The organism is Polaribacter pectinis, assembly GCF_014352875.1.
Taxonomy (GTDB): Bacteria; Bacteroidota; Bacteroidia; order Flavobacteriales; family Flavobacteriaceae; genus Polaribacter; species Polaribacter pectinis.
In genome coordinates, this window is sequence record NZ_CP060695.1 from 1,785,662 (window position 1) to 1,811,080 (window position 25,419).

At 30.8% G+C, this 25,419-nt stretch carries 23 protein-coding genes; 6 read left to right on the top strand and 17 right to left on the bottom strand.

The features are described 5' to 3' along the window. Window positions 1-146 precede the first annotated feature (146 nt). The gene (locus H9W90_RS08125; RefSeq protein ID WP_187481134.1) at window positions 147-566 is read left to right on the top strand and encodes a DUF2141 domain-containing protein; all 420 of its coding nucleotides are present in this window, start codon (window positions 147-149) and stop codon (window positions 564-566) included. 23 nt (window positions 567-589) lie between these two features. Next, entirely contained in the window at window positions 590-1,213 is a 624-nt protein-coding gene (locus H9W90_RS08130) for a hypothetical protein (RefSeq protein WP_187481135.1), read from the top strand. Window positions 1,214-1,358: 145 nt separating this feature from the next. On the opposite strand, the gene H9W90_RS08135 is transcribed toward H9W90_RS08130, so the two are convergent. The 11 genes from H9W90_RS08135 to kynU all read right to left on the bottom strand — a co-directional run bounded on the left by H9W90_RS08135 (window position 1,359) and on the right by kynU (window position 10,979). After that, window positions 1,359-2,447: an amidohydrolase family protein gene (locus tag H9W90_RS08135; protein WP_187481136.1), complete on the bottom strand. Its 1,089-nt coding sequence runs from the start codon at window positions 2,445-2,447 to the stop codon at window positions 1,359-1,361. 110 nt (window positions 2,448-2,557) lie between these two features. Beyond that, window positions 2,558-3,085 carry a 3-hydroxyanthranilate 3,4-dioxygenase gene (locus H9W90_RS08140; RefSeq protein WP_187481137.1) on the bottom strand — a complete coding sequence of 176 codons (528 nt, stop codon included), beginning with the start codon at window positions 3,083-3,085 and terminating at the stop codon, window positions 2,558-2,560. A 207-nt stretch (window positions 3,086-3,292) separates the two neighbouring features. Beyond that, on the bottom strand, window positions 3,293-4,072 hold the full coding sequence (locus H9W90_RS08145; protein WP_187481138.1) for an SDR family oxidoreductase: 780 nt from the start codon (window positions 4,070-4,072) through the stop codon (window positions 3,293-3,295). Window positions 4,073-4,146: 74 nt separating this feature from the next. Then, window positions 4,147-4,365, bottom strand: a complete 219-nt coding sequence (locus H9W90_RS08150) for a DUF6500 family protein (RefSeq protein ID WP_187481139.1) — start codon at window positions 4,363-4,365, stop codon at window positions 4,147-4,149. Beyond that, complete coding sequence (locus H9W90_RS08155) at window positions 4,358-5,800, bottom strand: aldehyde dehydrogenase (RefSeq protein WP_187481140.1); 1,443 nt, start codon at window positions 5,798-5,800, stop codon at window positions 4,358-4,360. The genes H9W90_RS08150 and H9W90_RS08155 overlap by 8 nt, the downstream gene beginning before the upstream one ends. Window positions 5,801-5,815: 15 nt before the next feature. Then, window positions 5,816-6,208: a cupin domain-containing protein gene (locus H9W90_RS08160; protein WP_187481141.1), complete on the bottom strand. Its 393-nt coding sequence runs from the start codon at window positions 6,206-6,208 to the stop codon at window positions 5,816-5,818. After that, window positions 6,209-6,613: a RidA family protein gene (locus H9W90_RS08165; protein ID WP_187481142.1), complete on the bottom strand. Its 405-nt coding sequence runs from the start codon at window positions 6,611-6,613 to the stop codon at window positions 6,209-6,211. A 21-nt stretch (window positions 6,614-6,634) separates the two neighbouring features. After that, entirely contained in the window at window positions 6,635-7,771 is a 1,137-nt protein-coding gene (locus H9W90_RS08170) for an FAD-dependent monooxygenase (RefSeq protein WP_187481143.1), read from the bottom strand. 4 nt (window positions 7,772-7,775) lie between these two features. Next, window positions 7,776-8,294: a DUF1697 domain-containing protein gene (locus H9W90_RS08175; RefSeq protein ID WP_187481144.1), complete on the bottom strand. Its 519-nt coding sequence runs from the start codon at window positions 8,292-8,294 to the stop codon at window positions 7,776-7,778. Then, on the bottom strand, window positions 8,295-9,719 hold the full coding sequence (locus H9W90_RS08180) for an FAD-dependent oxidoreductase (protein ID WP_187481145.1): 1,425 nt from the start codon (window positions 9,717-9,719) through the stop codon (window positions 8,295-8,297). It lies immediately after the preceding gene. Beyond that, complete coding sequence (kynU, locus tag H9W90_RS08185; RefSeq protein ID WP_187481146.1) at window positions 9,720-10,979, bottom strand: kynureninase; 1,260 nt, start codon at window positions 10,977-10,979, stop codon at window positions 9,720-9,722. It lies immediately after the preceding gene. Between the two features lie 108 nt (window positions 10,980-11,087). Between kynU and H9W90_RS08190 the strand changes: the two genes are divergently transcribed. Together H9W90_RS08190 and H9W90_RS08195 are read left to right on the top strand one after the other, a co-directional pair. Further along, window positions 11,088-12,272 carry a C40 family peptidase gene (locus H9W90_RS08190; RefSeq protein ID WP_187481147.1) on the top strand — a complete coding sequence of 395 codons (1,185 nt, stop codon included), beginning with the start codon at window positions 11,088-11,090 and terminating at the stop codon, window positions 12,270-12,272. A 35-nt stretch (window positions 12,273-12,307) separates the two neighbouring features. After that, the gene (locus tag H9W90_RS08195; protein WP_187481148.1) at window positions 12,308-13,024 is read left to right on the top strand and encodes a VIT1/CCC1 transporter family protein; all 717 of its coding nucleotides are present in this window, start codon (window positions 12,308-12,310) and stop codon (window positions 13,022-13,024) included. A gap of 273 nt (window positions 13,025-13,297) precedes the next feature. Here H9W90_RS08195 and serA read toward each other — a convergent pair whose 3' ends face one another. Both serA and H9W90_RS08205 read right to left on the bottom strand, forming a co-directional pair. Further along, window positions 13,298-15,190, bottom strand: a complete 1,893-nt coding sequence (serA, locus tag H9W90_RS08200) for a phosphoglycerate dehydrogenase (protein WP_187481149.1) — start codon at window positions 15,188-15,190, stop codon at window positions 13,298-13,300. A 138-nt stretch (window positions 15,191-15,328) separates the two neighbouring features. After that, window positions 15,329-16,153, bottom strand: a complete 825-nt coding sequence (locus H9W90_RS08205) for a UbiA prenyltransferase family protein (protein ID WP_254712459.1) — start codon at window positions 16,151-16,153, stop codon at window positions 15,329-15,331. Window positions 16,154-16,337: 184 nt separating this feature from the next. Between H9W90_RS08205 and gcvP the strand changes: the two genes are divergently transcribed. Next, window positions 16,338-19,223, top strand: coding sequence for an aminomethyl-transferring glycine dehydrogenase (gcvP, locus tag H9W90_RS08210; RefSeq protein WP_187481150.1), 2,886 nt, complete (start codon window positions 16,338-16,340; stop codon window positions 19,221-19,223). A 75-nt stretch (window positions 19,224-19,298) separates the two neighbouring features. Here the strand turns inward: gcvP and H9W90_RS08215 are convergent, their stop codons facing one another. The 4 genes from H9W90_RS08215 to H9W90_RS08230 all read right to left on the bottom strand — a co-directional run bounded on the left by H9W90_RS08215 (window position 19,299) and on the right by H9W90_RS08230 (window position 24,098). Then, window positions 19,299-21,167: a B12-binding domain-containing radical SAM protein gene (locus H9W90_RS08215; RefSeq protein ID WP_187481151.1), complete on the bottom strand. Its 1,869-nt coding sequence runs from the start codon at window positions 21,165-21,167 to the stop codon at window positions 19,299-19,301. Window positions 21,168-21,371: 204 nt separating this feature from the next. Further along, window positions 21,372-21,989, bottom strand: a complete 618-nt coding sequence (locus tag H9W90_RS08220) for a methyltransferase domain-containing protein (protein ID WP_187481152.1) — start codon at window positions 21,987-21,989, stop codon at window positions 21,372-21,374. An 86-nt stretch (window positions 21,990-22,075) separates the two neighbouring features. Further along, window positions 22,076-23,587 (bottom strand): FMN-binding glutamate synthase family protein, encoded by a 1,512-nt coding sequence (locus tag H9W90_RS08225; protein ID WP_187481153.1) that lies wholly within the window; start codon window positions 23,585-23,587, stop codon window positions 22,076-22,078. 256 nt (window positions 23,588-23,843) lie between these two features. Beyond that, entirely contained in the window at window positions 23,844-24,098 is a 255-nt protein-coding gene (locus H9W90_RS08230; protein ID WP_026777064.1) for a type B 50S ribosomal protein L31, read from the bottom strand. Between the two features lie 257 nt (window positions 24,099-24,355). Between H9W90_RS08230 and H9W90_RS08235 the strand changes: the two genes are divergently transcribed. Further along, the gene (locus H9W90_RS08235; protein WP_254712460.1) at window positions 24,356-25,414 is read left to right on the top strand and encodes a glutaminyl-peptide cyclotransferase; all 1,059 of its coding nucleotides are present in this window, start codon (window positions 24,356-24,358) and stop codon (window positions 25,412-25,414) included. The last annotated feature ends 5 nt before the right edge of the window (window positions 25,415-25,419 follow it).

The following is a 25,419-nucleotide window of genomic DNA, read 5'->3' on the forward strand; positions in this document are numbered from 1 at the left end:
TAACATTAACGAAAACCTTATTTAAAACTTTGAAACTAAATAAAATCACAATTCAGTATTAAAAAATTACAATTCGGTATGTTTCTTGTTTTAAAGTTTAAAAAACATACGATATTTACACCATCAAACAAAAACAACAAACAATTATGAAAAAATTACTTTTAATAATAGCAATCATTTTCGGAGGAATTTTCGCAACAAATGCACAAGAAACAACTTACGATTTAACTATAAATATTTCTGGTTTAGACTCTAACAAAGGAAAAGTTTTAATTGCATTGTATAACGAAGAAGGTCAGTTTTTGAAAAAACGTTTTAAAGACGGCATAACAAAAATCACCGATAAAAAAGCGACTTATACTATAACAGGAATTCCTAAAGGAGAATATGCTGTTTCCTTTTTTCATGATGAAAATGACAACAATAAAATGGACACGAATTTCTTGGGAATACCTAAAGAAGACTATGGCTGTTCTAATAACGCAAGAGGATTTATGGGTGCTCCAAAATACAAAGACGCTAAATTTCAATTGTCAGAAAATAAAACAATCGAGATAAAAATATAAGTCAACAACTAAAACTTTATAAAATGAAAAAATCAATCTTAATTATCGCGTTATTATTTGCAGGAATTATCTCTGCACAGTCAAAATATCAAACAGGAATGAAAAAAGCTTTTTCTCATTGGGAAAAAGGAGAAATGGTAAAAGCTTCTCAACTATTTGAAAGAATTTCGAAAGCAGAACCTACTAAATGGAAACCTGCATACTATGCTGCAACAGTCGAAATTTTAGGAAGTTTTGGTCTAAAAGACGAAGCTACTTTAAATACCAAATTGAAAAAAGCACAAGAATTTTTAGACGTAGCAAAATCTAATTCAGAAAATAATCCTGAAATTTTAATCACGCAAGCTTTGTTAAACACAGGTTATATTGCTTTTGACGGACAAAAATACGGAATGACATTATCTGGGAAAAACGCTCAATTATATGCAAAAGCTTTAGCAATTGCGCCAAACAATCCAAGAGTAATTATGGGAAATGCAGAATGGAATATGGGTGCAGCTCGTTTTTTCGGAAAATCTACAAAACCTTATTGTGATGAGATTAAAAGAGCAATCAAATTAGGAAAAGAAGAAAAAATTGAGGAAGAATTTTATCCAAAATTTTTAGAAGTGAGAGCTTTGGAAGTTTTGAAACAGTGTGAAAAATAAAATTAGTTTGCAGTCTTCAGTAGGCAGTCAAGTATCTGACTGAAGACTGCCTACTTTAACAATTGTCATTTCGAACGAAACACAGTAAAGTTTAGAAATCTCTTTATTAAAACTAAAAGATTACTCCACAAGGTCGAAATGACATTTATACTTTTAAAATCTTATTAACCAAATCTTGTTTCGCTTTTTCATCATCACCAAACAACCATTGTAAAACGTTATCTTCCCAGATTTGCCCTTTTTCAACTTCAGTAATAATATTTCTTTCAATTGCTAAATCTAAAATTTTTCCAGGATAAGAAGATTGTGCATCACTTTCCATTTCTCCTAAAGGATAAGGATCATCCAAACCCATTAAAACCTGACTTGTTCCTTGTCTTTTAAACATTAAATGCAAAGAATCTGTATCGTGAACTAACGTATCAAAAAAGATATTTTTATGTCCAATTGCTTTTCTTGGATGTGTTTTTCCTTCAAATAAATCGGGTCTTCCATCAAAACCTTGTATTCTTCTTCCCAAATTCATTTGTGCTAATTGACCTCCATGTGCAAAACAAGTTCTAATGTTTTTAAATCGCTCTTGCATTCCGTTTAAAGTATAAAAATGATATGCATCTCCACATTGTGCTAGCATCCAAATTAAGTGAAAACGCCAATTGGTATTTTCTAATTTTATCATTTTATCTCCATCATAAGGATGAATTTCAATCGCTAATTTGTATTTATCTGCCAATTCGAAAATTCGATCGTTTTCTTCATCAAAAACACATCTCCACTGTCCAATTGAATCCATAAAATGCGTTGGCAAACACAAAACTTTTAAGCCCAATTCTTCTACACAACGTTTCATTTCGTCTAACGCTCCATAAATAAAACCTGGGTGCACTACAAAACCACAGGTAAACTTATCTGGATGATCTCGCTGAACTTTTGCATTAAAATCATTCTGAAAACGCAACGCTTTTTTCATTTCTTCCAAACGCAAACCATTTCCATATAATTGAGAAAGATTTAAAACAACTGCGTGATCTAACTTGTTTTTCTCCATCCAAAGAAGCTTCTCATCCAAGAAAAAACTGGAATCTGTTACAGGTCTTTTCCAACCTTTTTGTAACATATGCTTACGCTCATCATCTACCCAAAAAATTTCTTTATCCTTCATAAATTGAGGAATTTGCTCTGGGTAAGGCAATAAATGTGAATGTCCGTTTATTCGTAGTTTTCTTCGTGTCATAATTTCTGTAATTCCTTAAAAATAGAATTCTTATTATTACTGATTAGAATATATTATGGATTCCTGCCAGAGTTTATCTTGAGCGATAGTCGAAAGACAGGAATGACAAGCTATTTAACTTTATTTGGTGGTTGCATTACTGTTCCACAATTGTCGCAAGTACATTTTTGTTTGTCGGAATAATATTTGTCGAAAATAACTGGCATGTCTGTTTCTATGTTATCTAATGCAAATTCTTCTCTGTATAATGGATTTCCACAATTTTCGCAATACCATTCTAAAGCATCTAACATTCCTTCTGAACGTGGATATTCAATTACCAAACCAACTGTATTTTCTTTTCTTTGTGGCGAATGTGGCACTTTTCCTGGCAGTAAATAAATATCTCCTTCGTTAATTTCTACATCAATCATTTCTCCTTTATCGTCTATGATTTTTAAAATCATGTCTCCTTCTACTTGATAGAAAAATTCTGGAGTTTCGTTATAATGATAATCTTTTCTGTTATTTGGTCCACCAACAACCATGACAATGTATTCGCCATTATCCCAAACTTGCTTGTTACCAACTGGCGGTTTTAATAAATGACGATGTTCATCAATCCACTTTTTAAAATTTAAAGGTTGTACTAAATTCATTTTATTGATTTTTAGATTATTGGATGTTTTGATTGTTTGACTTTAAAATTACTGATTTTTAATGTCTTTTTAAAATCTCTTTTTGTTTGCTTTTAATTACTAAATTCTGCAAACAAGTTTAGCCCTGATTGAACGGTTTGTTTGAGCTCTTTTTTCTTTTTCAGAAAAAAAGCGAGTAGTGAAAGCAGGAAATAGCTTCTAAAAAAACTACAAAGATTTTGTTCTTCCACCATCTACAGGGACGTTAATTCCGTTGATAAAACTGGCTTTTTCACTTGTTAAAAACACAATTGCATTGGCAATTTCCTCTGGTTTTGCAAAACGTTTTGCTGGGGAAGCATTCATCATATTTTTAGAAACTTCTTCAATTGAGTTTCCTGTTTTGTTTGCTTTATTTTTAATAATTTCATTTAAACGCTCTGTTCCTGTGGCTCCTGGCAAAACATTATTTACTGTAATGCCGAATTCGCCCAACTCATTTGCCAAGGTTTTAGACCAACTTGCAACTGCGCCACGAATAGTATTTGAAACGCCCAAACCATCTAAAGGTTGTTTTACAGATGTTGAAATTACATTTACAATTCTACCAAAATTTTGTGTTTTCATAAACGGAACAATTGCTTGTACCAAAATATGATTGCATTTTAAATGTTGCGTAAAAGCGCTTTCAAATTCTTCTATTTTTGCATTAAATATTGGACCTCCAGCTGGACCTCCAGTATTGTTTATCAAAACATGGAACTGTAATTCTGACTTCTCTAAAACTTGTTTCAGTTCATTTGGTTTCGAAAAATCTGCAATTAAATAATTGTGATTCTGGTTTCCGTTATTTGATAATTCTTTTAAAACTGATTGTAACTTTTCTTTATTTCTGGCAAGTAAAGTAACATTAGCTCCTTCTTCTGCCAATAATAATGCTGTCGCTTTTCCAATTCCTTGTGTGCTTCCGCAAACTAAAGCGTTTTTGTTTTTTAGTTCTAAATTCATTGTATAGATTTTAGAATTAAGAAACAAGAAAAGAGACTTACTCGTCTTTTCTCTTGACTCTTTCTTCTTGATTCTTATTTATTTTCTGTAATCATTTTCTTAATCTTAACCGCTTTTTCGAAATGATCTAATTTATGGGATTCAATCCACCAAGTTGCAACTTCCAATAATAACTTTGGGTTATCATTTTTGTTTTTGAAAAATGCATAAAAAGACAAGCCTACGTTTTCTCCTTTTTTAGCGATTTTCTCGTTACAAACTTCTATTATTTTTTCTCGTATTTCTTTATTCATACTGTATACATATATTCTTTGGCTCTGTAAAGAAACGCAACGCTTCAAAACCTCCTTCTCTTCCTACTCCACTATCTTTTGCGCCACCAAATGCAGTTCTTAAATCACGTAACATCCACGTATTTACCCAAACAATTCCTGTGTGTAATTGTTTAGAAAATTGCATGGTTCTGTTTAAATTATTCGTCCATAAAGTTGCTGATAATCCGTATTTTACATCATTTGCTAATTGCAATGCCTCTTCATCAGTTTTAAATGACATAATGGTTACAACTGGCCCAAATATTTCTTCTTGATTCAGTCTGCAATTATTGTCTGAAACTTCTATAATTGTGGGTTGTAAATAATAACCGTTTTCGCAATTCTTGACTGTGACTCTGTCACCTCCAAAAAGAATTTTTGCGTTTTCTTCTTCAGCAATATTAATATAACTTTTTACTTTTTCTAAATGTTCTTTAGAAACTAATGCTCCAATATTTGTGCTTTCTTCTGATGGATTTCCAACTTTTAATTCAGAGACTTTTTTAATAAAATCAGTTTTGAATTTCTCGTAGATTTTTTCTTCTACTAAAATTCTACTTCCACATAAACAAATTTGACCTTGATTCGCAAACGAAGAACGTACTGTGGTTTCTAACATCTTCTCATAATCGCAATCTGCAAAAATGATGTTTGGGTTTTTCCCTCCTAATTCTAAAGATAACTTTTTAAACAATGGCGCTGCAATTCTGGCAATATGTGCTCCTGTTTTTGTGCCACCAGTAAATGAAATTGCTTTTATGTTTGGATGCTCTACAATTGCTTGTCCTGTTGAAGTTCCTAATCCGTGGACAACATTTAAAACACCTTTTGGGAGGCCAGCTTCTGTACAAATTTCACCTAATAAATAAGCTGTCATTGGTGTAATTTCACTTGGTTTTGCAACGACACAATTTCCTGATGCAATTGCAGGAGCAATTTTCCAAGTAAATAAATACAAAGGTAAATTCCATGGAGAAATACAACCTACAACTCCAAGTGGTTGACGTAATGTAAAATTAACAGCATTCAAACCCACACTTTCGTGGCTTTCGGATGAAAACTGCGTTATTGCATTTGCGAAGAACTGAAAATTACTTGCAGCTCTTGGAATGTCAACTGCTTTTGCCAAACTGATTGGCTTTCCATTATCTTTCGATTCTGCTTCCGCTAAAAAATGTAATTTTTCTTTTATTAATTCAGCAATTTTAGACAAGATTTTACTTCTTGTTGCTAATGTTGTGTTAGACCAATTTGGAAAAGCTTTTTCTGCTGCTTCAACTGCTTTTTCTACATCTTCTTTTGAAGAATTTGGAATTTGTCCGTAGATTTCTCCTATTGATGGATTGTAGTTATCAATATATTCTCCCTTTATTGGATCTTCAAATTTTCCGTTGATGTAGTTTTGGATTTTCAATATATATATTTAAATCTATTTAGGTTCAATAATTAAAAATACGGCAGTTTCATTACCAATATTTAACACTTCGTGCGATGTTCTTTCTTCATTTGAAAAACTATACCCTGTTGGTACATCAACCTCTCTTACTCCTTTAACGTCTTTTATTTTAAACTTACTTCCAACAAGCGTATAACCAAAATGTTTTTTATGGTAATGTTCCTCATGACCAACTCCAGGAGCAAACGTACATTTTAACACTCTTAACTCTGCATTATCTTGCAAAACTTCACAAACCTTTTTTCCTTTCCAGCCTGCTTCTAAAGGATCAGGAAGCGTAGTTTTTGGTTTACAAGAGTAAAAGCTAATTATTAAAAAACAAAAAGCTAACTTTCTTATATTGATACTTGTTTTTAATTTATACATCTATCGCTTCTTATAAGCCGTTACTTTAATCTCTACTACCAAATCTGGATGTGGTAACTGATGCACTGCAACAGTTGTTCTTGTTGGCCCAGCTTCTTTATCGAAAAATTCTGCGTACGCTTTATTGTAACCCGCAAAATCATTCATATTGACTAAAAAAGAGGAAACATCTACAACATCTTTTATACTTGCACCAACCGTTTTTAAATTACAGTCTATATTTTCTAAAACTGCTTTTGTTTGTAAATAAGAATCTAATTTTTTTGTTCCCATTTCATCAATAATTACAACTCCTGCAATTGTGTTATCTGGTCTTCTTGAACTTGTTCCTGAAACAAAAATAAAATCGCCCACAACTTTTACATGTGGATAAGCGCCTCTTGGTGTTACTTTTTTTTCTGACATTTATTTTTTTTAAAATTAATTCTAAAATTTATCTATGTGATACATTTCAAACATCTTTTTTTCTAATATCTTTTTTGGCATATTTTGTAACACTAAATTTCGAAAACTTTTTCCATATTTCCAATGTGCTATTTTACCAGTACTCCAAGATTGATTTACAACTGTATTTACTTTTTTTTGTCTTCTTTCTTGAAATAATTTAAATACGTTTTTACCTGAATATTCTTTAATTAAATTACTTAAATAATAAGCATCCTCTATTGCTTGTGCACCTCCTTGCCCCATATTTGGTGTTGTAGCATGACCTGCATCTCCAATTAAACAAATATTTCCTTTATACCAACTGGATAATGGTTTTAAATCGTTAATATCATTTTTTAAGATTTGTTGTATAGGTGTTTCCGAAATTAACTCTACTATTAATGGATCAAAGTCCGAAAATAAATTCAGTAATTTTTCTTTTACTTTACTGGTATCTTCTTTACTATTTTCTTCAGCTAAAACTACTGCAAACCAATAAACCTTATCTTTAGCAACTTCAGAAATTCCAAATCGAATTTGATTTCCCCACAACTCAAAACCTCTGTGAGCATATTTTTCTTCTAACTTAAAATCTACAATACCTCGCCAACAAGTCTGACCAGAATATCTTTTACTACTATTTGGAAAAAGTTGATTTCTAACTTTAGAATTTATGCCATCTGCACCAATTAAAAAATTGGTTTCTATTTTTGAATTATCGTTAAAAGTAACTTCTATTTTTTCTGAATTTAATTCTTTATAAGATTGAAAACCTTTATTTAAAGTGATTTTATCTTTCGGTATTTTATGAAATAGTAATTTTTGAAGTGCAGCTCTATGAATAGAAACGGTTGTAAAACCAAATTTGTCTTTAAATATATCTTGCTGAATATCTGACAATGGAGATAGATCTGATTTTCCTATTGTAATTCTATTTATAGCATTACCATTCTTTTTTACCTCTTCTAAAATATTTAAACTCTCTAAAACTTGCAATGCGTTTGGAGCTAACCAGATTCCTGCACCAACTTCATTTAATTCCGGTGCTTTTTCAAAGACTTGATACGGAATACCTTTTTTCTCAAAAGCCAATGCTGTTGTAAGTCCTCCAATTCCTGCGCCAATAATTGTGTACATCTTTTTATTTTGCTAACTCTAGTAATTTTAATGCTGTATTATAATTCCTTGTGGTTGCTGTTACATTCAATTTTCTTTCAAATAAATTATTAGAAAGTTTTGTTTTCGCAAATCCTGAGGGACAATAAATATAAACCATATCCTTATCGATTAAATATTTATCATCATTAATACCTTTTACATCAACTTTTGTTTCGTATACTTTTTTGTTTAAGAAAACAAACGCAACAATTTTAGTGTTATCCATCGAAAAAGGATAATTAGCGATTGCTTTTTTCCAATCTGGGATTGTTCTTGCAATTACAGGAACATCAAAACCAAATTTGCTTTGAATTCCGTCTTTAATTTTATTACAAATTACAGATTTACCTTCATCTGATTCTAAAATAATATTTCCACTTTGAATATATGTTTGCACATTTTTAAAATCTAAATCACTTAATAATTCTCGTAAACCTGCCATCGGAATTTTGTTTTTTCCTGACACATTTATTCCACGAAGTAAAACGATATATTTTTTCATCTACAATCCTGCAATTTTATCTTCTTGTAAAATATCGTTTGTTTCTTTAGTTACTTTATCTAAAATGACTTTCAATTCTTCTTTTGTCATATCTAAATGTGTATGAACTTCGTCGCCAGAAATTAAATTCAACAACGCTTTGTCTTGAGCTCTACCTTTTTTCATGGCTTCATTATAACCAATATTTTCGTTGAAAGTCACTAAAGAATATTTAGATGAATATTCAGTTGGAAACGTTTTTTCCAAATCCATTTCTATCTTTCTTTTTTCTTTAAATAACGGATTTGCAACGTGGTTTTTCATCTCATGAAAATTATCAATCGCTAAATCTGCAATGGCGTCTGTGTCGTCTTTTCTTGCTTTTTGATAGGCCTTAAAAATAGATTTCCAATCAAAGATTTCTCGACTGCGCTCGAAATGACAAAGGATTTCATCTAACACAAAAACATCTTCGAAAGAAGCGTTCATTCCTTGTCCGTAAAAAGGGACAATTGCGTGTGAAGCATCACCAATTAACAATGTTTTATTTTGATAAAACCAAGGAGAACATTTTACGGTTCCTAAAGCTCCTGTTGGATTATTGATAAATTCTTCTTTAATATTAGGAATTAACGCCAAAGCATCTGGAAATTCTTTCTCGAAAAATTCTGTAATCTTTTCTTCGGAAGTTAAATTCTCGAAATTAAATTCACCTTCGTCATAACTTAAAAATAAAGTTACAGTAAAACTTCCATCCATATTTGGAAGTGCAATTAACATAAAATCGCCTCTTGGCCAAATGTGTAAATGTGCTTTGCTTATTTGATGATTTCCACTTTTATCTGCTGGAATTTCTAATTCTTTATAACCTTGATTTAGGTAATTTTGAGAATAACTGAATAAAAATTTACGTTCAGAAATATAGCTTTTTCTTAACGATGAACCTGCGCCATCTGCTCCGAAAATAACATCTGCAATTACTGGAAATTCTTCTTTGGTATTGTAGTCTTTAAAATATGCGATGTTTTTTTCTATATCTACTTTTTTGCATTTTTTATTGAAATAAATCGTTACATTTTCGTGCTTTTCTGCTTCATCTAATAAAATAGCATTCAAATCTCCTCTGGAAATTGAATTGATATATTCATTTTCTCTCCCAGAATAATTGGAAGAAAACGTATTTCCTCCTCTATCGTGCATTAATCTGCCATACATTGGAATACAAATTTCTCTGGCTTTTTCTTCCATTCCACATAAACGCAAGGCTTTTAAACCTCTGTCTGACAATGCTAAATTTATTGAACGCCCTGCTGAAATATCTACAGTTCTTAAATCTGGTCTGCTTTCATACACCTCAACTTTATAACCTCTTTGTGCGAGTCTTAAAGCTAATAGTGAGCCACATAATCCTGCTCCAATAATTAATATTTTATCTTTTTTATTCATTTATACCAATCCTTTTAAAATTGAAACCATTTCATAAACATCTTCAAACGAAGTATACATTGGAACTGGTGCACAACGAATTACATCTGGTTCTCGCCAATCTGTAATTACGTGTTTTTCCATTAATTTTTTATGTAAATTTTTATCGGCATTTTTAACTTGAATGGATAACTGGCAACCTCTTTCTTTTGGATTTTTTGGTGTGATTATTTTAATATCATTTGAACCAATTTCATTTATTAAAAACTCGAAATAACCTGTTAGTTTTTCTGATTTTTCTCTTAAAGCATCCATTCCAATTTCGTCAAACATATCTAAAGACGCTTTTATGGCTGCCATAGATAATATTGGCGGATTCGATAATTGCCAACCTTCTGCACCTTCCATCACATCAAATGGTTGTCGCATGTTAAAACGTGTTTGTTTATTGTGATTCCACCAACCTGCAAAACGTGGTAACTCTTTATTTTTAGCATGTTTTTCATGCACAAATAATCCTGCCAAACTTCCTGGTCCAGAATTTAAATATTTGTAAGTACACCAAGCTGCAAAATCTACTCCAGATTCGTGTAAATTAGGTTGAATATTTCCTGCTCCATGAGCCAAATCGATTCCAACTACACAATTTTTTGAATGTCCGATTTCTGCGATTCTTTTCAAATCTAAAAACTGGCCTGTATAATAATTTACGCCTCCAATTAATAATAAAGCGATTTCATCTCCTTGTTCTTCAACAATAGTTTCTAAATCTTCAATATGTAAAAGTTCTTGACCTTCCCTTGGTTTCCATTCGATAACATCATCTTCAGAAAAACCATGAAATTTTAATTGAGATTGTACTGCATACCTATCAGAAGGAAAAGCATCACTTTCTATAACAATTTTATATTTCTGTTTTGTTGGTTTGTAAAACGAAACCATTAGCAAATGTAAATTTGTAGTAAGCGTGTTCATTACAACTACCTCTACTGATTTTGCACCAACTATTTTTGCCATTTTATCGGTTAAATATTCGTGATAATTCAACCACGGATTTTTTGCTTCAAAATGCCCCTCAACTCCTAAACTTGCCCAATCTTCTAATTCTTGATTGATATATTCTTTGGTTGATTTTGGTTGTAAACCTAAAGAATTCCCCGTAAAATAAAGCCATACTTTTCCTGACTTATCTTTCGGAATATGAAATCGATTTCGTAAATGAGATAATGTATCTTCTTTGTCTTGCTGTTTTGCAAATGCTAAATTATTCTGATATTTCATCAACTAAAAAAATGAGTGTCTTCAAATATAAAACAATCTAAATTTAGAATTAAATTTAAATGAATAAATTACTACCTTTATTTTTTATCAATTTGTAAAAAATTATCAATGAAATTAGTTAAAATCTGTCTTCTTATTGCCTCTATTATTTTTATTTCTTGCAACAATAACTCTTTATTAATCTCTGGACTAAAAGGCGTTAACGAGGGAATAAAAGAACAATACGCACCAGACAAAAGAACTGCCATTTATACCATTGATTTTAATAGTTTGGATGGTAAAATTTTTATTGAAGGTGAAACTGACTCCAAAGAAGCCTATCTTAAATTAATAGATAGCTTAAAGATTTTAGATGTTGAAGTAATTAATAAAGTACGAATTTTACCAGACACCGTTTTAGGAAACAAAATGTTTGCTGTTGCTAGAAACTCTGTAATTAATATTCGTTCAGAACCTAAACATTCTGCGGAATTAGGTACACAGGGTTTGTTAGGAATGCCTTTAAAAGTTTTAGATAAACAAGGTGATTTTTATAGAATTCAAACTCCAGATAGATATATTTCATGGGTGGATAAAGGTGGAATTTATAGAATGAATAAAGGCGAATATGATAATTGGAATACCTCTAAAAAAGTGCTTTTTACGCAAAATTTTGGCTATGTGTATTCGAAAAGAAACTCAAATTCTAATATTGTTTCTGACATAACTTTGGGTGGAATTTTAAAATACCTATCTGAGGACGCTTCTTTTTACGAAGTAAAATACCCAGATAATAGAACTGGTTTTATTAAAAAAAGCGAGTCTATTATCTATGACCAATGGTTACAAAAACTGCAACCTTCAAAAGAAAAGATTGAAACAATTGCTAAAAAAATGGATGGTTTTCCTTATTTATGGGGTGGAACTTCTTCTAAAGGAATTGATTGTAGCGGATTTACAAAAATGGTGTATTTAATGAATGGTTTTGTAATTCCAAGAGATGCTTCTCAACAAGTAAATGCGGGTAAATCTGTAGATAAAAATTTAACTTTTGAAGGTTTAGAAAAAGGAGATTTATTGTTTTTTGGAACAAAAGCGACAGAAAAGAAAAAACAAAGAGTTGTACACGTTGGCATTTGGTTAGGAAACAACAAAATGGAATTTATACATGCCTCTGGAAATGTGCATTTGAGTTCTATGGATGCTGCTCAACCTAATTATGATGAAATGAATAAAAACAGGTATTTAGGAAGTAAACGTTACTTAGGGGTAAAAGATATTCATATTTTAGATTTAAAGGAAGAATATAAATAGTGATAGTCTAAAACTATTAAATAAAGTAGCAGTAAATGAACGAAAATTCAGAGGAATTAGATAATTATCTAAATAATCATTACATACACAAAAGTAATTGGTTAAGAGCTGCAGTTCTTGGGGCTAATGATGGAATTTTATCAACTGCAAGTATAGCAATTGGTGTTGCAGCTGCAAGCAATTATAGAGAACCAATTGTTTTAGCAACTTTAGCAGGTTTAGTTGCAGGTGCTTTATCTATGGCTGCTGGAGAATACGTTTCCGTAAGTTCTCAAACAGATGTTGAAAATGCCGATATAGAAAGAGAAAAAATTGAATTAATGGAAATGCCAAAAATTGAATTGCAACGTTTGGCTGAAATTTATGAAAAAAGAGGTCTTAAAAAAGAGACTGCTTTAATTGTTGCAAAAGAATTTACAGAAAAAGACGCTTTGGGAGCTCACATTAGAGATGAATTAGGAATAAATGAAATAAGTCAAGCTAAACCGATTCAAGCTGCACTTGCTTCAGGTGCAGCATTTACCGTTGGAGGCTTACTTCCTTTTTTAGTGACATTATTTGTCCCTTTAAAAAGCATGGAATATTCACTTTATGCATCAGCATTATTATTTCTTATAGTTTTAGGAATATTGGCTGCAAAAACTGGCGGATCAAGTATTAAGAGAGCTATTTTAAGAATCACTTTTTGGGGCACAGTTGCTATGGGATTAACAGCTTTAGTTGGTTATTTATTCAATGTTAACGTCGGCTAAATCAACCATAAGATTATTGCAAAGACATTACCTTTTAAATCTTTTTTACACTTATGTTTTTACAAAAAGTTAACAAACAAGTTTAGCCCAGATTGAACGGTTTGTTTGAGCTCTTTTTTATTCTTTTTTGAATAAAAAAAGCGAGTAGTGAAAGCTGGAAATAGCTTCAAAAAGAAAAGCCTTTCAACAAAAATTGAAAGGCTAAATATTTATTTTCAAATGCAGTAAACAGTAATCAACTGAAAACTGCGACTGTAAACTGAATACTCATTTCTAATACAAAACTCTAAACTTAATTGTACCTTCTACTTTTCTTAATTTGTCTAAAACCTCTGTATTATATTCTTTGTCCAAATCTGTAATTACATAACCTACTTTTGGGTCTGTAGATAAATACTGACCTGTAATATTCAAATCGTATTTTGCCAAAATCTTGTTGATTTTCGCCATAACTCCAGGTACGTTTTTATGAATATGTAAAAAACGATGCGCTTTTGTTTGTCTTGGTAAACGAATGTTTGGGAAATTTACAGCATCTACTGTGTTTCCTGAATTTATATATGCCATAATTTTACTCGGTACAAAATCTGCAATATCTCTTTGCGCTTCCTCTGTACTTCCACCAACGTGAGGTGTTAAAATTACGTTTGGCAAACCTTTTAATTCTGTATAAAATTCTCCGTTTTTTCTTGGTTCTTCTGGATATACATCTACAGCTGCACCTGCTAATTTTCCGCTTTTTAAAGCAGCAACCAATGCAGGAATATCTACCACAAAACCTCTAGCTAAATTGACTAAATGTGCGCCATCTTTCATTTCAGAAATCTCTTTTTCTCCGAAGAAATTCTTGTTGGCAGCATTATCATCTACATGTAAAGTAACAACATCGGAAATTGATAATAAATCGGATAATGAGTCCATTTTAGTGGCATTTCCTAAAGATAATTTATCTTCTACATCGTAATAATAAACATCCATTCCTAAAGCTTCTGCTAAAACAGATAATTGTTTTCCGATGTTTCCATAACCAACAATACCTAATTTTTTACCACGAACTTCTCTAGAACCTTCTGCTGTTTTATTCCATTGACCATTATGAATTTCTGTACTTCTTTGAAAAACAGAACGCATTAACATAATGATTTCTCCAATTGCTAACTCAACCACAGAACGCGTGTTACTATAAGGTGCGTTAAAAACAACAATTCCTTTTTCTTTACATGCATCTAAATCGATTTGTTTGGTTCCGATACAAAATGCACTTACCACCATCAATTTTTCTGCTGCATCCACAACTTTTTGCGTAACGTTTGTTTTAGAACGAATTCCTAAAACATGCACGTCTTTTATTTTTTCTATCAATTCGTCTTCAGACAAACTTTTAGAAACCGTTTCTACTGAAAAACCATCTGTAGACAACTTCTTAAAAGCATCTGAATGTACGTTTTCTAATAATAATATTTTAATTCTGTTCTTTGGGTATGATATATTTCTTGGCAAATCGTTTACGTATAAAAATTCATCTAAATTTGGTGCAATATGGTCTGCATTTTCTGTTGTTTTTTGTCTTGAAACATTTTCTGTGTATGCAAAAAACTTATCTGCTACACCAGCTTCACGAGTAACATAATCGCTATAACCATCACCAATAACTTGTATTTCTCCAGTTAAATTCATGTCTTTTAAACATTGAATTTTACCATTGTGTTTAGAGAGTACATTTTCTTCATCAAAGCTAACGATTTCTCCGTCATCTGCAAACTTAAAAGTATTTGCATATACTCTTTCTGAAGGAATGTTGTATTCCTTAACAATTGGATCTATAAATTCCTTAAATCCACAGGAAATTACATAAATATCGTCTGCAAAATCTTCAAAAAATTCTTTATTTCTTTCTATGGAAGAAGAAACTTGTTTTTTTAAAGCTTCTACTAACAAAGACAAATCTGCTTTATTAGCTTTTAACAACTTAATTCTTCTCTCTAAAGATTCTGTAAAAGAAATTTCGCCATCAATTCCTAAATTGGTGATATCTATTATTTCTTGAATAATTTCTTCTTTCTTCGGATTATTTTTCAACGTTATTTCTGCTAAAACATCTAATGCTTCAACACGAGTTAACGTACTGTCAAAATCGAAAATATAGTTTCTTTTATTGGTAATCATCTTTAAAATCTTGATTGATTTATAGACTGTAAATCTACAAATATAGTGGGTTAATAGAAAAGGAATTTAAAGTTTTATGATATCTATTTTATTTGATATCAATAATATGAAAGTCTGTAAAAAACTGTTTAAATATCATTAAAAATTATGAATTCCCAAAAGAATGAGCCACCAAAAAACAGGTAATGCTTCTACCCAAAAAGAACTATAATATTTAGATTGATTAACTTTTGCTCTCATTAAGAATATTAATACAAGAAAAAAGAACGCCATAAACGCATTTTTAGTGTCTATTTGTGGCATAATTAAATACTCTAAAAGCAATGCAAAAATCATTAAAATTAAACCCAACTTTTTTGTTTTTTCAACACCTATTTTCTTCGGAATCGTTTGTAGTGAAATTGCATCGTATTTTACATCTCTAATATCGAAGGGAAGTATTAAAACAATCACAATTAAAAAACGTTGAATTGAAAGTAATATTGAATTAAAATCAACAGTTTTATTTGCATCAAAAACTGGAAATAACACTGTAAAACCTGCCCAAACCAAGGCTACTACAATTATTTTTAAATAACTAACTTGACGTAAATTTTTGTGAAAACCACTTAAAAAAGGGACTGCATATAAAACTGTTAGCAAGGTAAAAGGCACTCCAAAAAGTAGCGTTTTAATCGGAATTAAATAGGCATAATAACATAAAGCTATAAAACATATAAAAGAGAAAATCTGAATTGCTTTTAAGCTGTTTGTTAAATTTTTGTGATGCAACTTTGCAACACCTGCATATTTCACAAAATTATAACCAGTAATTGTTCCAAAAAAAATGAAATAATCTAAATTTTCATTGAAAGAAATATCAACATAAAATTCTGTAATTCTTACCAAAGCATATACAGATAAAGCTACATGAATGCTCGCATTTATATAAAAATCTAAAATTAATTTTAAATACTTCATCATACAAAAATAGGTTTTCTGTTCATAACCTTTAAAATTAGTTAATAATTAAGTGTTTTTTATGAATATTCTATGGAAAAAGTAATTGTTTAATTGCTTATTTTTGATACTCGAAAAATCAAGCAGATTTTTTGCGAATATTACAACTAAATCTAACGTAAAATTTAGTCATAACAAAACTAATTTAATGAATACAAATTCGTTTCAACTTCGACACATTGGTCCTAATACAGAGGAACAAAAAAAAATGTTACAAACTATTAAAGCTGATAGTTTAGAACAATTAATTTCAGAAACTGTTCCTGACAATATTCTTCTTAAAGAAGATTTAGACTTGGCTCCTGCCATGAGTGAATATGAATATTTAGGACATATTAAAGAGTTGTCTGAAAAAAATAAAGTTTTTAAAAGTTACATTGGTTTAGGGTACCATGAAGCAATTGTACCAAGTGTAATTCAACGTAACATTCTTGAAAACCCAGGTTGGTATACTGCTTACACGCCTTACCAAGCAGAAATAGCACAAGGTAGATTAGAAGCTTTGTTAAATTACCAAACTATGATTTGTGATTTAACAGGAATGGAATTGGCAAACGCTTCTCTTTTAGATGAAAGTACAGCTGCTGCTGAAGCAATGGCTTTATTATTTGATGTTAGAGAACGTTCAAAGAAGAAAGCTGGTGCAAATAAGTTTTTTGTTTCTGAAGAAATTTTACCGCAAACTTTATCTTTATTACAAACCAGATCTACTCCTATTGGAATTGAACTTATTATTGGAAATCATGAAGAATTTGATTTTTCTGATGACTTTTTCGGTGCAATTTTACAATATCCAGGAAAATTAGGTCAGGTTTTTGACTATGAATCTTTTGTTTCAAAAGCAAATAACAACGATATAAAAGTAGCTGTTGCTGCAGATATTTTATCTTTAGTAAAGTTAAAAGCACCAGGAGATTTTGGTGCTTCTGTTGTTGTAGGAACCACACAACGTTTTGGAATTCCATTAGGTTATGGAGGACCTCATGCTGCTTATTTTGCTACTAAAGAAGCTTATAAAAGAAGTATTCCTGGAAGAATTATTGGTGTTACCAAAGATACAAATGGTAAGCGTGCTTTAAGAATGGCACTGCAGACCAGAGAACAACATATTAAAAGAGAAAGAGCAACTTCTAACATTTGTACTGCGCAAGTTTTACTGGCGGTTATGGCAGGAATGTATGCTGTTTATCATGGAAAAAAGGGAATTCAATTTATTGCAGAATCTGTTCATAATAAAACAAAATTAGTTGCAGATTATTTAGATAAAGCTGGCTTTAAACAATTAAACTCCTCTTATTTTGATACTTTATTAGTTGAAATCGATGCTGTGAGATTAAAACCTGTTGCCGAATCTTTTAAGGTAAACTTTAATTATGTTTCTGATAAATTGGTTTCTATTTCTATAAACGAAGCTACTACTCAAAAAGATTTAATGACGTTATTTACCATTTTTGGTCAATTAAAAGAGCGTCCGAATCCATTAAACGAAGATTTTAGCGGAAGCTTTAGTCAGATTTTAACGCAAGAACCTTTTCATTCAGACTTTGAAGTAATTTCTGAAAGTGTCGTAAGGAAATCTTCTTTCCTTGACAACGAAATATTTAATACGTACCAATCTGAAACAGATATGATGCGTTATATTAAAAAATTAGAGCGTAAAGATTTAGCATTAAATCATTCTATGATATCTTTAGGATCATGTACAATGAAATTGAATGCCGCGTCAGAAATGTTACCTTTAAGTGATCCTCAATGGGGAAATATCCACCCATTTGTTCCTTTAAATCAGGCGCAAGGTTACCAAGAAGTTTTACAAAAATTAGAGCATCAACTAAATATTATTACTGGTTTTGCTGGCACATCTTTACAACCAAATTCTGGTGCACAAGGAGAGTTTGCAGGCCTAATGACTATTAGAGCATATCATCAATCAAGAAATGATTCTCATAGAAACATTTGCTTGATTCCTGCATCTGCTCATGGAACAAACCCTGCTTCTGCTGTAATGGCTGGTATGAAAGTTGTTGTAACTAAAACCGCCGAAAATGGAAATATTGATGTTGCAGATTTACGCGAAAAAGCAGAATTACATAAAGATAATTTAGCTGCGTTGATGGTAACTTACCCATCAACTCACGGAGTTTACGAAAAAGAAATTAAAGAAATTACGCAAATTATTCATGATAATGGCGGACAAGTTTACATGGATGGCGCAAATATGAACGCACAAGTTGGCTTAACAAACCCTGCAACTATTGGCGCAGATGTTTGTCATTTAAACTTGCATAAAACATTTGCAATTCCACATGGAGGTGGAGGACCTGGAGTTGGACCAATTTGTGTTGCTCCACAATTAGTTCCGTTTTTACCAACGAATCCTATTGTAAAAACTGGTGGAAAACATGCAATTACTGCAATTTCAGGCGCACCTTGGGGTTCTGCTTTAGCTTGTTTAATTTCTTACGGTTATATTACAATGTTAGGTTTTAGAGGATTGACAAATTCTACTAAAAATGCAATTTTAAATGCAAACTATATTAAAGAACGTTTAAATGGACATTATGATACCTTATATACTGGAGATAAAGGACGTGCTGCTCATGAAATGATTATTGATTGTAGAGATTTTAAAAATAACGGAATTGAAGTAGTTGACATTGCAAAACGTTTAATGGATTATGGTTTTCACGCGCCAACAGTTTCTTTCCCAGTTGGAGGAACTATGATGATTGAACCTACAGAGTCTGAATCTTTAGCAGAATTAGACCGTTTTTGTGATGCCATGATTTCTATTCGCGAAGAAATTAAAAATGCATCTAAAGAGGATGAGAATAATCCTTTAAAAAATGCACCTCATACACAAGAAATGTTAACTTCAGATGAATGGACTTTACCATACACAAGAAAACAAGCTGCTTTTCCTTTAGAATATATTGCTGACAATAAATTTTGGCCTTCGGTTAGAAGAGTAGATGATGCATTTGGAGACAGAAACTTAATATGTTCTTGTAACCCAATAGAAGATTACATGTAGCAGAAAATATCTGCAAATAAGTATTTGAAACCGTTTCTTTTGCTGATTTTTTTTCAGAAAAAAGAAACGGTTTTTTTAGTGAACTACTTCAACTAAAAAGCTTTCTATTAATTCTTTTGGGTGACTTGTTTTAGAAACCGGAAAATCGAACCAATTTTGTAAATCCTTGTCATAACCCGTATTGTTCAAATATTGGTTTAACGCTATATTTAACCCTTTTGTATATTTTGGGTGATCTGCTCCTTGTGGATCTCTGTGGTATAAATCGTTTTGTGCAAATCCTTTAAAAACTGGACCAGTAACTTCTATACCAAACTCATCTGGATTTTTTCCAATTGGACTGTGAACTGTGGTTGTAAATTGATGCCAATATGCAGACTGAATGCAATTCTTTTCAAATAATTGCCTTACAACTTCTAAAGAGTCTATAGTTTCTTGTTCGGTCTCTGTAGGAAAACCATACATTAAATACGCATGAACCATAATTTTATTTAGAGAAAAATTATTGGTAACTCTTGTTACCTGCTCAATGTCAACCCCTTTTTTCATTTTAGACAATAATCTATCTGATGCAACTTCTAATCCGCCAGTTACTGCAATGCAACCAGATTTTGCCATAATTTCGCATAATTCAAAATCGAATGTTTTTTCGAACCTAATATTGGTCCACCAAGTAATATTTACATTACGTTTTATTAATTCTTTGGATAATGCTCGCAACATTTTAGGTGGCGCAGCTTCATCAACAAAATGAAAACCAGTAATGCCAGTATCTTTAATTATTTTTTCTATTTTATCTACTAAATCTATAGCAGTTGTATTTTGGTAATTACCAATATAATCTAAAGTAACATCGCAAAAAGAGCATTGTTTCCAATAACATCCATGCGAAATTGTTAATTTATTCCACCTTGCATCTGTCCACATTCTGTGCATTGGATTTACTACATCTAAAAAAGAAACATACTTATTAAAAGGCAAACCAGAATAATTTGGCGCAGGTAAATTTTTATGATGATAAATGGTATTTGGTAATTTGTTCTTGTAAACTACCTTCTTATTTTCTAACACAAAAGTTCTTTCCAATTCATTTATATCAATATTTCCATTTATATAATTGACTATTTTTAACAAAGGCCCCTCTCCATCATCTAAAGAAATAAAATCTATAAATTCAAAAATTCTTGGATCGGAAAGTGAACGTAGTTCTGTATTGCAATAGCCTCCACCAAAAGCTACAGAAATACCTGGAAAAAATTGTTTTATAAATTGAGAACACCGTAAAGCTGAAAATAAATTTCCTGGAAAAGGGATTGTAAAACATATTAAATTTGGCGAATGTTCTATAATTTGAGCTTCTAAAATGTTCATCATTTCATCTTCTATTAACGTTGGCTGATACGTTAACAACTCATCCAATTCATCAAAACTACTTGCCGCTGTTGCTATTTGCTCTGCATATTTTGTAAATGCAAAAAACTCATCTACATTAGCTTGAATAAAATCGCCTATTTCTTCAATAAAAAGTGTTCCATAATGTTTGGCTTTGTCTATGATTCCTATTTCGCCAACTTCCCATTTAATTTCGTTATTTACATGTTTTAACCTATGTCCATTTGGTAAAAAACCTTCTTTTAAGATTTCTTTTGCAGTTTCAATATCGTTTTTCTGAAGAAAACTAATTACTACATCTACTCTAGAAATGTATAATTTTTTCATTCTAGAAACTTCTGGAAAGTTGTAATTTTCTAAATCTTCTGCTTCTTTAAAAACATCTCTTAAAAAAGAGCTCGAAAAAATAGCTGTAAATAACTCTATACTTAAATCGCAATGAGGAACAGAAATACCTTGTTCTTCTAAAAAACCTTTTATGTAGGCTGACGCAGGATAAGCAGTATTTAACTGTGTAAAAGGTGGTGTAATAAAAAGGACTTTAGATTGCATACGGCAAAGATAGAGTTCTTTAAAATTAAATTGATTGAATTAATTAGGTTTTATAAGGTTTGTAAATGGGTATTTATTCTATTGGTTTTCTCCTCAAAAAAAACGAACTTCTTTAACTACGTTTATAAAACGTTAAATAAACGTGTTAACGTTCGCTAATTCTAAAAAACTCTTAAACCTATAATTTACTAACTCTTATATTTATCAATAAACCTGAAAAAAAGTCGTTACAATAACACCTTTATCATCTTCTAATTTAATAGATAATAATTGCTTTTCTTTTTTAACTTTAAAATTAAATGGTGCTTTTAAGAGATTAACTCCACTTTGTTTTTTTATTCTAATTCCTTGTCCAGAAATAATATCTTTATTCGGCTCAAAAGATTCATTTGGCAAATGTTCGGTTAGTATAATATATTTAAAATTAGACAGCTTATGTACAATGTTTTCTACTTCTACATTGGATAAATGCTGTAACACTTGTCTAACAATTGCACAATCTCCTTTTGGCAAATTGTCTTTTGCAATATCTAAACAATGGAATTCTAAATTTTCTACTGTAAATTTTTCTTTATTTTGAAGTATTAAATTAAAAACAATATCTACAGCTACGTATTTTTTGGTATATTTTACAAGCTCTTTACCAACATTAAAATCTCCACAACCTAAATCGCAAACTATAATTGGTTTATCTAAAGAAGTTAGAAACTCTTTTACAACATTTATATATGGATTTATTATTTCTGGCTTATGAGAGCCATCTCCTGAATAAAAACCTGAATTATTATTTCCCCAAAGGTTTAACTCATAAATCTGTTCCATCGCTTTTTTTGTTGGCCATGGTTTCTTTATTCTTTTACTCTCTTTATCCTTCAAGGTTGTGTAAATAATATTGTTATAGAAATAAATTAGTTATAATAAATAGTTTCTAAACTTACAATTTCTTCATCTTTTCTACGTCTAAAAATATGTGCTGCTTTCACATTTTCAATAGAATCTTCACCCATAGCAGCAACCATTTCTTTTACAGCTTGTACAGTTTTATCATGATAATTTTTAACGCGTACATTTTTCTTTTCTACCACTAATGCTTTTACCAAGTCTGGATCTTGAGTTGCAACACCAACAGGGCAAGTATCTAAATTACATTCTCTAGCTTGTATGCAACCTAAACTTAACATAAAACTGCGAGCCATACCAATTGCATCTGCTCCCAAAGCTAAATATCTAACAATATCGAAAGCGTCTATAGCTTTTCCGCTTGCAATAATTTTAATTTGATCTTTTAATTTATGTTTCTGTAAAAGCTTGTTAACAAAAACCAAACCTTCTATTAACGGTGTACCTATATAATTTGTAAATTCCATTGGTGCGGAACCAGTTCCACCTTCTCCACCATCTACAGAAATAAAATCTGGATAATTATTTGCAGTTGCAAAAGCCTTAATCATACTTTCTATTTCTTCATTATTACCAACGCAAAATTTAATTCCCACAGGTTTTCCGCCAGATAAATCTCTAACTTTTTGAATAAAAGAGATCATTTCTTCGTAGTTTAAAAAAGCCGAATGTCCAGGAGGAGAATCTACTTGTGTATATGGAACAACAGACCTTATTTTGGCTATTTCTTCTGTATTTTTCTTTGCTGGTAAAATTCCACCATGACCAGGTTTAGCGCCTTGTGAAAACTTAATTTCAATCATTTTTACCTCTGGACGAATGGCATTTTGTTTAAATATTTCATCATCAAAAACACGTTTTCCTTCTGCATCGTATTTTCCGGCTCCAAAATAACCAGTCCCAACTTGAAATATTAAATCTCCTCCTTGTAAATGATAAGGAGAAATACCACCTTCACCAGTATTATGTGCAAAATTTGCCATTTTTGCTCCTTGGTTTAATGCTTTAATAGCATTTTTACTTAATGACCCAAAAGACATTGCTGAAATATTTATAATAGATCCATCATATTTTTGTGTGCACTTGTCTGAACCAAAAACTATCCTTTCTCCTTTTATATGATGATGATCTTTTGGAAACATAGAATGTTTAACAAACTCATATCCTTTGGCATATACATTGTGTTGAGTACCAAAAGGCACTGTTTCTTTCTGTAGTTTAGATCTTTGATAAACAATACTTCGTTTTTCTCTATTAATTGGTGTTCCGTTTAAATTGTCTTCAATAAAATATTGCTGAATTTTATCTCTTTCTTCTTCAAAAAACCAGCGTAAACGTGCTACTAACGGAAATGCTCTTAATAAGGAATGTTTGGTTTGTAAACTGTCGTGAATTGCAATTAATGTTAGTAAGCCAGAAATTGATAAAAGAATTATAGTTCCTGTTTGCGGAATAAAATAGACTAAAACACCAAATAAAACGGTAATTAAAATAATTATAAAAAGTATTGTATTCCTCATTTTCTAGTTTAATTTTTAAAGAAAGTTAAAAATAATCTATTCCGTTGAAATACTAAAAATAGTTAGCAAATAAGTTGCGTTAGGGATTGAAACGGCATCCTTTTTTTGAGGAACGATAAAAAAGATATAGTGTAAAGCCCGACCTTTAGGTAACGCCCAAAATAATAAGAGATACTAAAAACAAGGTGGGCATAAAAAAGAAAAACTCCAACAAATGAATGTTGGAGTTTTAAATATGTTGAAAATTCTAAAAGAATTAGTCTTTTTTGAATTTTGCGTATTTGTTTTTAAATTTATCAATACGTCCTGCAGCATCAATAAGTTTAGATTTACCAGTGTAAAATGGGTGAGATGTTCTAGAAATCTCTAATTTTACTAAAGGATACTCAACACCATCCACTTCTAAAGTTTCTTTCGTGTCTACTGTAGAACGTGTTAAAAATACATCTTCGTTAGACATGTCTTTAAATGCTACCATTCTATAATTCTCTGGATGAATTCCTTTTTTCATTTTATTATATTTTAATACTTTAATGTTATGTTTGCATGAGAAAATTGGTAAAGTTTTCTCGTTTCTCTAAATAGTTGTTTTTTACTATTTTGAGGATGCAAATTTAACCATATTTTTTAATTAACAAATAAATAAATTGTTTTTATTTACTCTTAAACTAACTTTCTTTAAAATTAAGGTTCTTTTAAGGTACAAAAGTTGTTTTTTATGACTCTTTTTTTGAATATTTACTTTTTAAAACATTGAAATTTATACACATGAAATTTATACACATAATGAAAAATAAAGCTATTTTAATTTCCTTTTTTGCCTTTATATTTTTGGCTACTTCTTGTTCTGATGATTATTCGTTTTCATTAGAAACACCAAAGAAGACAACTTTAAACCAAACTATAAAGGTTTCTCTAAAAGAAAAAAATGACAAGGAAATAAAAAATATTCAATTTTTTGTAAACGGGAAGGAGGTTTCATCAGAAGGAAATTCTGTAACTATAAATACCACAGATCTTGGTGTTGGTAAACACAGTGTTTCTGCATTGACTTTTTTTGAAGGTGGTTCTAAAAAAACAAATAACTCTTTTGAAGTTTTTGCAGACAAACCATACCAAGCCTATACTTATAAAATAATTAATACATTTCCTCATGACACAAAAGCCTACACACAAGGTTTAGAGTATTACAATGGTTATCTTTATGAGACTACAGGACGTAATGGTCAATCTACTTTAAGAAAGGTTGAAATTGAAACTGGTAATGTTTTACAGAAAGTAGATTTAGATAAAAAGTATTTTGGTGAAGGTATGACTATTGTTAATGGTAAAATTATTTGGTTAACATGGCAAGCTAAAAAAGGTTTTGTGTTCGATTTAGAAACTTTTAAACAAGAAAAAGAGTTTGCTTATAATAAGAGTAAAGAAGGTTGGGGTTTAACACACAATGAAACTGAACTAATTAAATCTGATGGATCAAACAAAATTTGGTTTTTAGACAAAGAAACGCAACAAGAAAAACATTTTATACAAGCATACAATCATAAACAGAGTATTTCTCAATTAAATGAATTAGAGCTTATTGATGGTAAAATATATGCCAATTATTGGCAAAAACCTTTAATTGCAATTATTAATCCTGATAATGGTGTTGTAGAAGGTATTGTAGATTTAAGAGGCTTAAAGGCAGAAATGGAAAAAACCCAGAAATTAAAGGAACAGGATGATGTTTTAAACGGAATTGCATATGATGCTGAAAACAAAAGGCTTTTTGTTACCGGTAAAAATTGGGGAAAACTTTTTGAAATAGAATTGATTAAAAAGTAATAAGC